Origin of the sequence: Bradyrhizobium manausense (assembly GCF_018131105.1) — a bacterium.
GTDB lineage: Bacteria > Pseudomonadota > Alphaproteobacteria > Rhizobiales > Xanthobacteraceae > Bradyrhizobium > Bradyrhizobium manausense_B.
Genome location: NZ_JAFCJI010000002.1, coordinates 690338 through 704655 on the forward strand (window position 1 = coordinate 690338; position 14318 = coordinate 704655).

Annotated in this window: 16 protein-coding genes; 9 read left to right on the forward strand and 7 right to left on the reverse strand. The window is 64.5% G+C overall.

Going from position 1 to position 14318, the window contains the following annotated elements; translation table 11 throughout:
• Positions 1 to 4: 4 nt before the first annotated feature.
• The 3 genes from kdpB to JQ631_RS23510 all read right to left on the reverse strand — a co-directional run bounded on the left by kdpB (position 5) and on the right by JQ631_RS23510 (position 4053).
• A complete protein-coding gene (gene kdpB, locus JQ631_RS23500; protein ID WP_212329746.1) occupies positions 5 to 2119 on the reverse strand; it encodes a potassium-transporting ATPase subunit KdpB in 2115 nt (704 codons plus the stop codon).
• A 28-nt stretch (positions 2120 to 2147) separates the two neighbouring features.
• Positions 2148 to 3851, reverse strand: coding sequence for a potassium-transporting ATPase subunit KdpA (gene kdpA / locus JQ631_RS23505; protein ID WP_212329748.1), 1704 nt, complete (start codon positions 3849 to 3851; stop codon positions 2148 to 2150).
• A 112-nt stretch (positions 3852 to 3963) separates the two neighbouring features.
• A complete protein-coding gene (locus tag JQ631_RS23510) occupies positions 3964 to 4053 on the reverse strand; it encodes a K(+)-transporting ATPase subunit F (protein ID WP_035698142.1) in 90 nt (29 codons plus the stop codon).
• A 431-nt stretch (positions 4054 to 4484) separates the two neighbouring features.
• Between JQ631_RS23510 and JQ631_RS23515 the strand changes: the two genes are divergently transcribed.
• The 9 genes from JQ631_RS23515 (at position 4485) to JQ631_RS23550 (ending at position 9880) form a co-directional block, all read left to right on the forward strand.
• Positions 4485 to 4952 carry a hypothetical protein gene (locus JQ631_RS23515; RefSeq protein ID WP_212329750.1) on the forward strand — a complete coding sequence of 156 codons (468 nt, stop codon included), beginning with the start codon at positions 4485 to 4487 and terminating at the stop codon, positions 4950 to 4952.
• Positions 4953 to 5084: 132 nt separating this feature from the next.
• Complete coding sequence (locus tag JQ631_RS23520) at positions 5085 to 5333, forward strand: hypothetical protein (RefSeq protein WP_212329752.1); 249 nt, start codon at positions 5085 to 5087, stop codon at positions 5331 to 5333.
• 25 nt (positions 5334 to 5358) lie between these two features.
• Complete coding sequence (gene dapA / locus JQ631_RS23525; RefSeq protein WP_212329754.1) at positions 5359 to 6276, forward strand: 4-hydroxy-tetrahydrodipicolinate synthase; 918 nt, start codon at positions 5359 to 5361, stop codon at positions 6274 to 6276.
• A gap of 27 nt (positions 6277 to 6303) precedes the next feature.
• Positions 6304 to 6696, forward strand: coding sequence for a hypothetical protein (locus JQ631_RS23530; protein ID WP_212329756.1), 393 nt, complete (start codon positions 6304 to 6306; stop codon positions 6694 to 6696).
• 110 nt (positions 6697 to 6806) lie between these two features.
• Positions 6807 to 6998 (forward strand): hypothetical protein, encoded by a 192-nt coding sequence (locus JQ631_RS23535; RefSeq protein WP_212329758.1) that lies wholly within the window; start codon positions 6807 to 6809, stop codon positions 6996 to 6998.
• A gap of 10 nt (positions 6999 to 7008) precedes the next feature.
• Positions 7009 to 7386, forward strand: coding sequence for a hypothetical protein (locus tag JQ631_RS23540; RefSeq protein ID WP_212329760.1), 378 nt, complete (start codon positions 7009 to 7011; stop codon positions 7384 to 7386).
• A 6-nt stretch (positions 7387 to 7392) separates the two neighbouring features.
• A complete protein-coding gene (locus JQ631_RS32505; protein ID WP_283841810.1) occupies positions 7393 to 7521 on the forward strand; it encodes a hypothetical protein in 129 nt (42 codons plus the stop codon).
• 121 nt (positions 7522 to 7642) lie between these two features.
• Positions 7643 to 8278, forward strand: a complete 636-nt coding sequence (gene upp / locus JQ631_RS23545; RefSeq protein ID WP_212329762.1) for a uracil phosphoribosyltransferase — start codon at positions 7643 to 7645, stop codon at positions 8276 to 8278.
• 33 nt (positions 8279 to 8311) lie between these two features.
• Positions 8312 to 9880, forward strand: a complete 1569-nt coding sequence (locus tag JQ631_RS23550; protein WP_212329764.1) for an AMP-binding protein — start codon at positions 8312 to 8314, stop codon at positions 9878 to 9880.
• A gap of 21 nt (positions 9881 to 9901) precedes the next feature.
• Here JQ631_RS23550 and JQ631_RS23555 read toward each other — a convergent pair whose 3' ends face one another.
• The 4 genes from JQ631_RS23555 to JQ631_RS23570 form a co-directional block, all read right to left on the reverse strand.
• The gene (locus JQ631_RS23555; protein WP_212329766.1) at positions 9902 to 11143 is read right to left on the reverse strand and encodes an acetyl-CoA hydrolase/transferase family protein; all 1242 of its coding nucleotides are present in this window, start codon (positions 11141 to 11143) and stop codon (positions 9902 to 9904) included.
• A 25-nt stretch (positions 11144 to 11168) separates the two neighbouring features.
• The gene (locus tag JQ631_RS23560; RefSeq protein WP_212329768.1) at positions 11169 to 12335 is read right to left on the reverse strand and encodes an acyl-CoA dehydrogenase family protein; all 1167 of its coding nucleotides are present in this window, start codon (positions 12333 to 12335) and stop codon (positions 11169 to 11171) included.
• A gap of 113 nt (positions 12336 to 12448) precedes the next feature.
• Positions 12449 to 13738 carry a TRAP transporter large permease gene (locus JQ631_RS23565; protein WP_212329770.1) on the reverse strand — a complete coding sequence of 430 codons (1290 nt, stop codon included), beginning with the start codon at positions 13736 to 13738 and terminating at the stop codon, positions 12449 to 12451.
• Between the two features lie 12 nt (positions 13739 to 13750).
• On the reverse strand, positions 13751 to 14305 hold the full coding sequence (locus tag JQ631_RS23570; protein ID WP_212329772.1) for a TRAP transporter small permease: 555 nt from the start codon (positions 14303 to 14305) through the stop codon (positions 13751 to 13753).
• Positions 14306 to 14318 lie beyond the last annotated feature (13 nt).

A 14318-nucleotide genomic window follows, 5' to 3' on the forward strand; every position in this document is an offset into this window, starting at 1 on the left:
ACGGTCAAGCCAGGTGCAGGGCAACGACGACGAGGTCGATCGCCTTGATGCCGATGAAGGGAATGACGATGCCGCCGAGGCCGTAGATCAAGAGGTTACGCCGAAGCAGCGCGCCGGCGCCGACTGCGCGATAGGCGACGCCTTTCAGCGCCAGCGGGATCAGCCCGATGATGATCAACGCGTTGAAGATGATTGCCGACAGGATGGCGCTCTGCGGGCTCGACAGGTTCATGACATTCAGCACGTTGAGCTGCGGATAGAACGCCAGGAACATCGCCGGGATGATCGCAAAGTACTTCGCGACGTCGTTGGCGATCGAGAACGTCGTCAGCGCACCGCGCGTCATCAACAGCTGCTTTCCGATCTCGACCACCTCGATCAGCTTGGTCGGGTTGGAATCGAGGTCGACCATGTTGCCGGCCTCACGGGCGGCCTGGGTGCCGGTGTTCATGGCGACGCCGACGTCGGCCTGCGCCAGTGCCGGCGCGTCGTTGGTACCGTCGCCGCACATGGCGACCAGCTTGCCCTTGGCCTGCTCGTCGCGGATCAGCTTGAGCTTGTCCTCGGGCGTTGCCTGCGCCAGGAAGTCATCCACGCCCGCCTCCGCCGCGATCGCGGCCGCGGTCATCGGGTTGTCGCCGGTGATCATGACGGTGCGGATGCCCATGCGGCGCAGCTCGGCAAAGCGCTCGCGGATGCCGCCCTTGACGATGTCCTTGAGCTGGATGACGCCGAGCAGCTTGCCGTCCTTGGCGACCGCCAGCGGCGTGCCGCCGGCTTTCGAGATCTCGTCGGCAATGGTCTGGACCTCGCGACCGGCTTCCGAGAGCCCGGCGGGCTGGATCGCGCGCGCAGCATTGCCGGAAGCAATCGCCAGCGGCGTACCGCCCCCGACATAATTGAGCATGGCATCGACCGCGCCCTTGCGCACCGACGATCCGCCGGCATCGACGCCGCTCATGCGGGTCTGCGCCGTGAACGGAATGAAGGTCGCCCCCAGCTCGGCCATGTCGCGGCCGCGGATGCCGTACTTCTCCTTGGCCAGCACCACGATGGAGCGGCCTTCCGGCGTCTCGTCGGCGAGCGAGGCGAGCTGCGCTGCGTCCGCCAGCTCCTGTTCGGTGACGCCGCGAACGGGACGGAACGCGGTCGCCTGACGGTTGCCGAGCGTGATCGTGCCGGTCTTGTCGAGCAGCAGCGTATCGACGTCTCCGGCGGCTTCCACCGCGCGGCCGGACATCGCCAGCACGTTGAAGCGCACCAGGCGGTCCATGCCGGCGATGCCGATCGCCGACAGCAGCGCGCCGATCGTGGTCGGGATCAACGTCACGAACAGCGCGACCAGCACGATCACCGAGATCGAGCCGCCGGCATAGGCCGCATAGCTCGGAATGGTGACCGTGGCGAACACGAAGATGATGGTGAGGCCGGCGAGCAGGATGTTGAGCGCGATCTCGTTCGGCGTCTTGGCGCGCTCGGCGCCCTCGACCAGCTTGATCATGCGATCGATGAAGGTCGAGCCCTGGGCCGCCGTGATGCGAACGCGGATCCAGTCGGACAGCACCTGGGTGCCGCCGGTTACCGCCGAACGGTCGCCGCCGGATTCGCGGATCACGGGCGCGGATTCACCGGTGATGGCGGCCTCGTTGACGGAGGCCACGCCTTCGATCACCTCGCCGTCGGAGGGGATGGTATCCCCCGCCTCGACAAGCACGATATCGCCGACCCTCAGGCTTGTGCCTGCGACGAGCTCGAAGTCCCGACCCGCATTTGTCAGCAGCTTGGCCTGGCTTTCGGTGCGGGTCTTGCGCAGCGAATCAGCCTGCGCCTTGCCGCGGCCCTCGGCCACGGCTTCGGCGAAATTCGCAAACAGCACCGTGAACCAGAGCCAGAGGATGATCTGGAAGGTGAAGCCGAGATTGGCACCGCCGGTGACGAGATCCCGCAAGAAGATCACGGTGGTGAGCGCGGCCACGATCTCGACCACGAACATCACGGGGTTCTTGATCATCAGCCGCGGGTCGAGCTTGGTGACGGAGGCGCGGATCGCAGGCGCGACGATCCTGGGGTCGAGCATCGCCGAGACGGACGCTCGCTTTTGCAGTTTCATGGTTTCCATGGAGGTCACTCCAAAAATCAGAAGTCGATCAGAACACTTGGCCGGCGTTCATCGCGAGGTGCTCGACGATCGGGCCGAGTGCGAGAGCCGGGAAGAAGGTGAGGCCGCCGATGATCAGGATCACGCCGACGACGAGGCCGACGAACAGCCCGCCGGTGGTCGGGAACGTACCCGCCGACGGCGGAATGGATTTTTTCGCGGCCAGCGAGCCCGCGATCGCCATGGCCGGCACGATCATGAAGAAGCGGCCGACAAACATCGCGGAGGCGAGCGTGAGATTGTAGAATAGCGTGTTGCCGGTCAGGCCCGCGAAGGCCGAGCCGTTGTTACCGGTCGCCGACGTATAGGCGTAGAGCACCTCGGTGAAGCCGTGCGGACCGGCATTGGCCATGGAGGCCACCGCCGCCGGATAGACCACGCCGACCGCGGTCCAGCCGAGATACATCAGCGGCAGCACCAGAATCGCGAGCATCGCCATCTTGACCTCGCGCGCTTCGATCTTCTTGCCGACATATTCCGGCGTGCGGCCGACCATGAGGCCTGCAACGAAGATCGCGAGCACGACGAACAGCAGCATGCCGTAGAGACCGGCGCCGACACCGCCGATGATGATCTCGCCAAGCTGCATGTTGATCAGCGGGATCATGCCGCCGAGCGCAGTGAAGCTGTCGTGCATGGCATTGACCGCACCGCAGGAGGCGGCCGTGGTGACCACGGCAAACAACGAGGACGCGACGATGCCGAAGCGGACCTCCTTGCCCTCCATGTTGCCACCGGTGAGCCCGAGCGCCTGCAGCGTCGAGGTGCCATTGGCTTCCGCCCAATAGGTCACCGTGACGCCGGCGACGAACAGCACGCCCATGACGGCGAGAATCGCAAAGCCCTGGCGCTGGTTGCCGACCATGCGGCCGAACACATTGGTCATGGCCGCACCGATCAGGAAGATCGAGAGCATCTGCACGAAGTTCGACAGCGCGGTCGGGTTCTCGAAGGGATGAGCGGCATTGGCATTGAAGAAGCCGCCGCCGTTGGTGCCGAGCATCTTGATCGCGACCTGCGATGCCACCGGGCCAACCGCGATGATCTGCTTGGCGCCCTCGAGCGTCGTGGCCTCGACATAGTCGCCTAGCGTCTGCGGCATGCCCTGCGAGATCAGGAACAGCGTGTAGACGACGCAGATCGGCAGCAACACATAAAGCGTCACGCGGGTGACATCGACCCAGAAATTGCCGACCGTGCGCATTGACGCACGCGAGAAGCCGCGGATGAGCGCCACGGCCAGCGCGATGCCCGTTGCCGCCGACAGGAAGTTCTGGTGTGTCAGGCCGACCATCTGCACGAGATAAGAGACCGTGCTCTCGCCACCGTAGTTCTGCCAATTGGTGTTGGTGATGAAGGAGATCGCGGTGTTGAAGGAGAGGTCCTCCGCGACCGCGCCCTGCCCCGCCGGATTGAACGGCAGCACGGCCTGCAAGCGCATCACACCATAGATGATGAGGAAGCCGCCGACATGGAACAGCAACATGGCGACCGTGTAGGTCAGCCAATGCTGCTCGCGCTTCTCGTCGACGCCGGAGATCCAGTAGATGCCCGCCTCGATCGGACGCAGCACCGGCGAGAGTAATGTCTTCTCGCCGTTGAACACGCGCGTCATGTACCAGCCGAGCGGCTTTGTGAGCGCGACGATGATAACGCAGAAAAGAATGATCTGGAGCCAACCGATCACAGTCATGGCATTAACCCTTCAGGCCTGGTGTCCGGCGCAACATTGGCCGGAGCACCACAAGCAGGCAGCCGACGAGCGCGACGTCAGCCAGCAGCAATTCGACAAGCAGCAGCACGGCTCAGAACCGCTCCGGCCGCAGCAGCGCATAGGTGAGGTAGATCAGGAGACCGAACGAGACGGCGCCGGCGAGCGCATAATCGAAGATCATGATCCGCTCCGTCACAGCCGTTCGCAGGCGTAGGTGTAGCCGATCGCAACGGCAAAGAAGCCGAAGCCCAGCGCCAGCATGAGAATGTCCATCATGGGATTGCTCCTCGTTGTGCCCTTATGTCGGGAACAACACGTTCTCGGCGACCCGGCAAAGCGCGTGAGGAGACGTGCAACGCATTTCCACGGCACCAGGCGGGACTTTTGACCGTGCTGAAGTGCCATCACGGGCATAGGTTTTCGAGACGAGGGCTATGGCGAAGTTATAGGAATTTCATAAAGGCCGAGCAGAGCGCATCGCGTCCCTCACGAACGCCCGCCCCTATGAAATTCCTATATCTCCCATCCCCGTCCCATCTCGTTTTCCAATGCCCCTCCCGCCATCCTGAAGAAGCCGGCCGACTGACCGACGCCAATTGCAGGAGGCCTGACATGACCGTCGCGTTCCGACACTACGATCCACCTTCCCTCAGCCACCGCCTGCGCAATGCGCAGGGCATGACACGGTCGCTGATGCTCGAGATCATCGACAAGGCCTGCCGCCGCTTTCCCTCGCTCGGACAGGCCGAGCGCACCGGGCGCGTCATGCGCCTGATCGACGCGGAGGCGTGGGTCGATGCAGCGCTGGCGCTGATGGAGCTGGAGTTGCCGCTGTGGCAGGTCCGACGTATTGCCTACGACGAGGGTGAATGGCATTGCGCCCTGTCGCGCCAGCGCGAATTGCCGGATTGGCTCGATGCGGCTGTCGAGGGATTCCACGGCGACCTCGCGATCGCGCTAATGTCGGCTTTCGTGGAAGTCCAGGCACTGGCCGTGGAGGCGACGCGGCCGAGCGTCCCCCACGTGGGTTCCGCCCCTGATGCACTCTACGAGCCTGCAGCTTGCGAGAATTTCGCCTGAACGCGAGGCTTATAGCGCTCCTATGAGATCGCCGCGGGCTCTCTCTCGAAATCCTATCCATTGCGAAAGACGTTGATCGGGCGACTGCGGGACGAGATTCCGCCGCTCGCGTCAATTGGAAGGACTACATCCGTGAAACTCGTCGAACCTCCCTCGTGCAGCTCGTTCTCAAGCATCGTCTTCATCGGCCAAAACCATCGCGGACAATGGATCGCGCAGGAGCAAAACGGCCTCTATGGCGGCCTGTTCGTCAGTCGCGCCCAGGCCATCAAATACGCGCTGTTCGAGAACGGACAGCATCCCGAGACCATCATCGAGCTGCCGCGCGAGATCGAGCTCGACATGAGCAAACACCCCGACGTCTCGCAGCGCGCGGCCTGAGCAAACGCTTTTCAGCGAGCAAGCCATGTTCATCCCGCCCTCAGCCTGGTTCACCGGCTTCATTCCCGATCTGCCGACGCCGTTCGACGCGGCCGATACGATCGACCTCAAGTCGTTCGCCGCACTCTGCGAGCGCCAGATTGCAGCCGGCGTTCCCGCGCTCGTGGCTTGCGAGACAGCGGGCGAGGCGCCGACGCTCTCGCCTGCCGAGCAGGAGCTCGTCATTCGCACCGCGGTCGACGTCGCCCGTGGCCGGGTGCGGGTCATCGCTGGCGCGATGTCGAATGCCACCGGCCGCGCCGTCGAGCTTGCGCGGCGTGCGGAAGCGGCCGGTGCCGACGCCGTCATGGCGGCGGGGCCTGCCTACAACAAGCCGATGCAGGAAGGGATGCTCGCGCATTTCCGCACCATTGCCGCCTCGACCGGCCTTCCCCTGATCCTGCACGACGTCCCCTCCCGCACGCTGCGCCCGCTCGCCGACGAGACGCTTCTACGCCTCGTCGAATCCCGCCAGTTCGTCGGCTTGTGCGATGGCAGTGGCGACGTCACCCGGCCGATGCGCCTGAACCGATTGCTGCCGGCGGGCTTTCGTCTGCTGGCCGGCGATGACGCCACCACCTTCGGCTATATCGCCGGCGGCGGCGACGGCGCGATCGCCGAGGTTTCCAACATTGCGCCGGATCTTTGCCGCACGATCTTCTCGCAGGTCAGGCAAGGCCGCCTGCAAACGGCGCGCCATCTGCACAGGCGGCTTGTGCCGCTGATCGCTTGCCTGTCCCGGGAGAGCCCGGCTGCACTCAAATATGCGCTGAGCACGCTCGGCCTGATGTCGCCCGCCACGAGGTTGCCGATCGTGCCACTGAATGGCGCAGCTCAAGCCGAGGTCACGAGAGCCTTTGCGGCGATTGCCGACGAGGAACTGATCGACGGCATCGGAGCCTGATGCGCCGGAGACCGTCCAGGATATCGCATGCCACCGTCGGAAGACCCTCATCGGCTGCTCCTCGCCTGGAAGCTGGCGCTGCTGCGCTTTGCCGTGACGCGCGACGAGTCCGACCGGGTCAATGTCGTGGCTCTCGCAGCCGAACTCGATCGCCCCGACGGCCGGCGTGACGCGGGTGACACGCTGCACTTCTTCCGACGAACCAGCTCCCGGCTCTGCGCGGTGATCGGCGGGCAGCGGCCGGACGCCCAGGCAATGCTGGAGAGCTTCTGCAAACAGATCGAAGAACCCAGGCTGCAGCTCGCCTTTGCGGCTGCGATCGGGATGATTTGTCCAAATCCCGCATCAGCTCAGCCGCGACCGAAGCGAAACCCCGACCTGTTCAGAGGACTGCCGGCGCGTCGGCCGGCGTCTTTATGACATTCCTATACGGCGGCGCTTGCGTCCGCCTCGCAATCCTACGCGGCGATGATCATCCTGCAAACATATGGCACGGCCGTTTCGCCGTACCACGGACAGGAACTGCTGAAATGTCGATTGTGTCACATGGCTTTGAACGGTCTCTTGATTGGGTCGAGCGCCGGTCGCGGACCTCGACAGCGCGCAAGGCCCGGCTCAAGCGCATCACGATAAGCGCGCTGACGATCATGACAATGGGCAGCGTGCTCACCGCGCTCATCGCGTTGAAGACCGTCATCTACGCCTGGCACCTCCACGCCTAAGGGCACCATCATGACCTTGCAGATGTGCGAAGAAGCCGCGATGGCCGCGATTGCGCTTCAAGCCGCCCACCGCCAGCCACGGCAGGTGCCTGCGGCGGAACTCAGGCCGCTCGATCCCGATGTGATCAGCGCCGCCATTCCCGCCTTTTTCATCGGCCGCAACCGGGCCGGCCTCTGGGTCGCACGCGAGGCGCACGGACGCATCGGCGGCCTGTTCCTGTTCAAGAGCTCGGCCGTCGACTTCGCCAACCGCCAGAGCGCACCGGCGCGGTGCGCGCTGGTGTTTCCCAGCGAGACCTTTGAACTCGACATCGAGAACCGCGGCAATTCCTTGATCGCGCTGGCTGCGCAAGCGAGGCAACTCGTTGCACGGCTGGCCGCGAGGTAACGCAACATGCCGCTCTCCAAAGGACATCTCGAACACGCGGTCACCACGACCATCCTGACCATAACGTTAAGCCTGATCTGGGGGGCGGTCCTGACGATCGTGATCACGCTCGCTGCGCGCGGGTTTGGCGTCTAGCTCTTCGAGGCGAGCAACCGGGGCGCGGGCGGCGGTCGCACAGCCCGGATAAGCCGCCCGCGTTGCGGAAAACGCCCGGCCGATCTGGCGCCGTTTCGCGGAACCGTGTTAGATCGGTTGCATGAGCACAAGCAACGTCAATGTCGTCGCCCACCCCCTGGTCCAGCACAAGCTTTCCCTGATGCGGGAGAAGGATCGCTCGACCAAGAGCTTTCGCGAGATCCTGAACGAGATCGGGATGCTGCTCGGCTACGAGGTGACGCGCGACTTGCCGCTGGAGCTGGTCGAGATCGAGACCCCGATCTCGCCGATGCAGGCGCCGAAGATCGCCGGCAAGAAACTCACGCTGGCGCCGATCCTGCGTGCCGGCGTCGGCTTTCTCGACGGCATGCTGGCGCTGATGCCCTCGGCCCGCATCGCCCATATCGGGCTCTATCGCGACCCCGAGACATTGCAGGCCGTGGAATATTACTTCAAGGCGCCGCAGGACCTGTCGGACCGCACCGTGATCCTGATGGACCCGATGCTGGCGACCGGCAATTCGGCCTGCGCCGGTGCGTCCCTGCTCAAGGACCGCGGCGCCCGCGATATCCGCTTCGTCTGCCTGCTGGCGGCGCCGGAGGGCATCGCGAAGTTCGAGAGCGAACATCCTGATGTGCCGATCTGGACCGCCGCGATCGACGAGTGCCTCAACGATCACGGCTATATCGTACCGGGCCTCGGCGACGCCGGCGACCGGATGTTCGGCACCAAGTAGACAGGTTGGCGCGATCGGGTTACTTCCGTTGCCATGCACGCCGACGACACTTCACTGCAATCGCTGATCGGATCGGAGACATCAGCCGATCCCGCCTTCGTGTTCGACGGCTCGCCCGTCTCGCGCGCGGAGTTTTCAGGCAAGATCGCACAAACCGCAGGCTGGCTTGCCGCGCAAGGCATCGGCAAGGGCGACGTGGTGGCGGTCTGGCTGATCAATCGGGTCGAATGGATCACGCTGCTGTTCGCCGCGGCCCGGCTGGGCGCGATCGTTGCCGCCGTCAACACGCGCTACCGCAGCGCTGAAGTCGCGCATCTCCTCAAGCTATCCGGCGCGAGGCTGCTGGTGGTCGAGGCGGCGTTCCGCTCGATCGATTTCGCTTCCATTCTCGCCGACATCGCCAGGGACGAAGTGCCCGCGCTGCGGAAGCTTGCGGTGGTCGGCGCGGATACGATCTCCGTGCAATGGCCCTGCGTGCGCTTCGATGCCTTCGACAAAGCCTATCCGCCCGCTCCCACCCAGAGCGACATCGACCTGCCCGTGCTGCTCTACACCACATCAGGCACGACCAGGGGGCCGAAGCTGGTCGCTCATTCGCAGCGAACGCTGGCGACCCACGCCAAGTCAGTTGCCAAGGCGCTCCAGCTCTCCCCGCAGCGTCACTCGCTGCTGGCCATGCTGCCGTTCTGCGGCACCTTCGGCATGACGAGCCTGCTCGGCTTCATCGCAGCCGGCGCAACGATCCACGTACTCGACGCCTTCGAGGCGGCACCCGCGCTGAAGATCCTCCGAGAGCATGAAATCACGCACGCCTTCGGCTCCGACGAGATGTTCCGCCGCATCCTTGCGCTGACCGACGCGCCGCGGCCATTCCCGCATCTCGAAGTCTGCGGCTTCGCGGCGTTCCAGCCCGGCTGGCGCGAGTTCGCTGTAGCGGCCGAAGCGCGCGGCTTGGTGCTGTTCGGCCTCTACGGCTCCAGCGAGGTGCAGGCGCTGTTCTCGATCGCCCGCCCCAGTGACACCTTCGCCAATCGTATCGGGGGCGGCGGCTGGCCGATGTCACCTGACGCAAAGGTCCGCGTGCGCGACACCGAGACCGGCGAACTTGCCGTTCCCGACGTCTCCGGTGAGATCGAGATCCGCGCGCCGTCATGCTTCCTCGGCTACTTCCACAACCCCGAGGCGACGCGCGATGCCATGACCACGGATGGCTTCTTCCGCACGGGCGACATCGGCCGTATCCGCGATGGCGCTTTCGTCTATGAAACTCGCGCGGGCGATGCCATGCGGCTTGGCGGCTTCCTGGTTGCGCCCGGCGAGATCGAGGACGAGCTCAAGTCATGCGCCGGTGTTGCCGATGCCCAGGTCGTCGCGATCGATCTGAAGGGCCAGGCGCGCTGCGTCGCCTTCGTGATCCCGGCGGGCATTCCGCCGCAACAGGAGGTGCTGACGGCACGCCTGCGTGAACGGCTCGCCAGCTACAAGGTCCCGGCACGCGTCTATATCGTGGATACCTTCCCCGTTACCGACAGCGCCAACGGCGTCAAGATCCAGCGCGCAAAACTCCGCACCATGGCGATGGAGCGGGTCGCCGCCGAATAGGCAGACCAAAATTCAGAGCGCTCAGCGATCGCCGCTTAAGCCTCGGAGCTGCGCCGACAGCGCATCGCGGTGCTCGGGCGCAGCGATCGCGACCATGCGGCGCGCGCGCTCTGCGAGGCCGCAGTTGCGCAGCTCGGCGACACCCCATTCAGTGACGATGGCATCGACGTCGGCGCGGGGCGTCGTCACCGTTTCGACATGGGCGACGATCCGGCTGGTCCCATCCGATGCCGTCGCCGGCAGCGCGATGATCGCCCGTCCGCCAGCAGACGCATTGGCTCCGCGCACAAAATCGAGCTGACCGCCGATGGCCCCGATCGCCACGCCGTTCAGCGTCTCGGAATTCACGCTGCCGTCGAGCCCGACCTGAAGTGCAGAGTTGATCGCGACCAGCCGGTTGATCCGCGCCAGCACGCCTTGGCCGTGCGTGTAGGACGTCGGCCGCACCGCGACTGATCTGTTCTCATGCACGAAGCGATAAAGCCGTTGCGTGCCGATCACCTGATTGGTGACCGTGATCCCCGCATCGATCCCCTTCTCCGCATTCGTCACCGCTCCGCGCTCGATCAACTCGACGACGGCATCGTTGATCAGGCCGGAATGAATGCCGAGATTGCGTGCGTGCGAGAGCGAGGAGAGGATCGCATCCGGAATGCGGCCGACGCCGAATTGAAGCGTGCTGCCGTCGACAATCAGGTCCGCCGCGTGCGCAGCGATGCGCCGGGAAATATCATCGAGCGGCGGCGAGGCCAATTCAACCGGCGGACGCCGGGCCATCACCCGCATATGGATCGGCACATCTTCAGCCCATGCTGCCCCAAACGTAAAGGGCGCATCCGGGTTGAACTCGGCAATGACAAGGCGCGCACCCCGCGCGGCATCAATGACATAATCGTTGGAGAGGCTGGCACTGAGCCGCCCGTCGCCGGATTCCGCAAGCTGAACCAGGACGACATCAGCCTTGTGGCGACGCGAGGCAAAGTCGGCGCAGAAGGCGCTGTAGTTGCTCGGGATCACGTCGAGCCGCCCCGCCTTGGCCAGCCGCCGCGCGTTGCCGATCACGCCATAGCTCTGGAACGAGACGTTGGGCGGGCAGGTCGCGGAGAACGTCTCCGAGAAGATCGGCCCGACCATCATCCGGAACGCCGGCAGCTGTCCGGCCTGCGCCATCAGCGCTTCGGTCAGGGTGACCGGCTCGGCCGTCGCCTGACCGCACACCACGAGGTCGCCGTCACGGATCAGGCCGGAAAAGTCAGGGGTCATCGATCCCGCCAGCAAGTCCACCCTTCTAGTACGACTTGGCGAGGCCCAGCACCTTCTCCGCGATGAAGCTCAGCGCAAGCTGCGGGCTGACCGGGGCGATGCGCGGGATCAGGACTTCGCGCAGGTAGCGCTCGACGTGGAACTCCTTGGCGTAACCAAAGCCGCCATGGGTCATCACCGCCTGCTCGCAGGCATGATATCCGGCTTCTCCGGCGAAGTACTTCGCGGCATTCGCGCCGGCCCCGCACGGCAAACCCTTGTCATATTGCCATGCCGCCTGCATCACCATCAGCCACGCCGCCTCGAGCTCGACCCAGTTCACCGCGAGCGGATGCTGGATGCCCTGATTTTTGCCGATCGGCCGATTGAACACGACGCGCGTCTTGGCGTATTCGGTCGCGCGCGACAGCGCGAGCTTGCCGAGGCCGACCGCTTCCGCCGCGATCAGGATGCGCTCGGGGTTCATGCCTTCGAGGATGTACTGGAAGCCCTTGCCCTCTTCGCCGATACGGTCCTCCATCGGGATCTCGAAATCCTCGAAGAACAGCTCGTTGGAATCGACGATCTTGCGGCCCATCTTCTCGATTTCGTGGACCTTGATCCTGTTGCGGTCGAAATCCGTGTAGAACAGGCTGAGGCCGTGCGTCGGCGAACGCACCTCTTCCAGCGGCGTGGTGCGCGCCAGCAGCAGGATCTTGTGCGCGACCTGCGCGGTCGAGATCCACACCTTCTGGCCGTTGACGATGTAGCGGTCATTCTTGGCGACCGCGCGGGTCTTCAGCTGCGTGGTATTGAGGCCGGTGTTGGGCTCGGTGACGGCGAAGCATGCCTTCTCGCGGCCCTCGACCATCGGCGGCAGCATGCGCTTGCGCTGCTCCTCGGTCCCAAACACGACGACCGGATTGAGGCCGAACACGTTGATGTGCACGGCGGAAGCGCCGGACATGCCGGCACCGGATTCCGCGATCGTGCGCATCATGATCGCAGCTTCGGTGATGCCAAGCCCCGAGCCGCCATATGCCTCGGGCACACAGATGCCGAGCCAGCCGGCATCAGCCAGCGCCTTGTGGAAGTCATGCGGGAAGCCGCCGTCGTGGTCCTTCTTCAACCAATAGGCATCGGGAAATCCTTCGCAGATCTTGGCGATGGCATCGCGAATGGCTTCCTGCTGATCGGTGAGCGCGAAATCCATGATGGTCTCCTTGTGGAGGCTCTCAAGCGCAATGACGTTGCGCTTGAGGTTCGTTTGTTACGCATGATCTGCGGAAAACCACTGCACAGTTTTCCGGATCATGCCGTGGAAACCTAGCGCCCCATCTGAGAGGGCAGCCAGAGGATGATAGACGGAAACGCCACCAGGATCGCGATTGCAATCAGGTGCGCGATGAAGTGCGGCAAGGTGCCGTGGAACACCTCCGCCACCGGCCGCTTGGCGTAGCGGGCGACGATGAAGCAATTCAGGCCAACCGGCGGCGTGATCATGCCGACCTCGGCGGTGACGATCTTGATGACGCCGAACCAGATCGGATCGAAGCCGAGAGTCTTGATCAGCGGCAATACGATCGGGACCGTCAGCACCAGGATCGCGATCTGGTCCATGAACGAACCCAGCACGATGTAGCCGCACAGGATCAGCGTGATGATGATCCAGCGCGAGGTCGGCAAGGAGCCGATCCAGGCGACGAGGTCCTGCGTCACGTGCGTGAGCGTGAAGAAATAGCCGAAGATCGAGGCACCGACGAGGATCATGATGATCATGCAGGTGCCGTGGCAGGCGCGCAGCAGCGTCTTGTAGAGCGAGGTCGGCGTGATCTTGCCCTTGACGATCGCGAGCAGGAAGGCTCCGAACGCACCGAAAGCCGAAGCTTCTGTCGGCGTCGCGACGCCGAGATAGATCGTGCCTGTCACGATCGAGAACAGCACCACCATCGGCGAGACCTGCCACAGCAGCGCGAACTTCTCGCGCCACGGCACCGATTTCGCGGCCGGCGCGCGCGACGGGTCCTGCCAGACCAGGAAGTAGATCGTCGCCATGATGGTGAACGTCACCAGGATCGCGGGAATGATGCCGCTGATCAGCAGCTTGCCGATGTTCACTTCGGCGAGCAGGCCGAAGATGACGAGCGCAACGCTGGTCGGCAACAGCATCGACAGCGTACCCGAGATCGCGACCACGCCGGCGGCCATCTTCGGCTCGTAGCCCTGGCGGATCATCGCGGGAAGACTGGTCGAGGACAGCGTCGCGGCCGACGCCGTCGAGGTGCCGCAGATCGCGCCGAAGCCGGCGCCAGCAAGCGCGGTGGCCATGCCGAGCCCGCCGGGGACACGGCCGACCCAGGCCGAGGCCGTCTTGAACAGATCGTCCGCGACACCGGATAGCAGCACGAGGTCCGCCATCAGCAGGAACATCGGGATGGTGATGAGCTCGTAGGCGGAGACCGTCGAGAGCGGCGCAGTTTCCAGGATGCCTGATAGCGTCGGAAAGCCACCGACCATGACGAGGCCGACCGAGCCGGAAAACGCCATGGCGAAACCCACGGGCGTACCGAGCGCAAGCAGGCCGAACAGCAGAGCGAGAACGATGAGAGGTGTCATGAAGGCCAGCCGTTACTCGAAACCACGCGCTTCGCCGACGCCCGTCACCGGCGGCAGCGGATAGAGGTCGCGGCCGCTGACGAGACTCAGCACATTGCCGACCAGCTGGAGCGCCAGCCGCAGCACCAGCACACCGCAGCCAAACGGCACCAGCGCCGCCGAAATCCAGGTCGGCCAGGGAATGGCGCCTGAAAGCACGTCGTGCTGCTCGTAATTCTCCAGCGCGCGCGCAAAGCCGACCTTGCAGATCAGGACGAACACGAACAGGCCGGCGAGCGCGGTGACGATTTCGGACAGCCGCCGCCCCGCCGGGGAGAAGCGCGACAACAGGATATCGACGCCGACATGGACATGTTCGCGCAAGGCATCCGACAGCGTGAAGAAGAACACGCCCGCGAGCAGATAGAGCCCGATCAAGTCATAGGTGAAGGAGAACGGGCTGTTCAGCACATAGCGCATGAACACGTCGGTGACCACGAGCACCATGATCACGAACATGAAGAACACCGCAATCACCGTCAACGCGCGCTCCAGCGCGCCGAGCACTTGCCCTGCCCGTTCGATCACGTCGTGTCTCCCT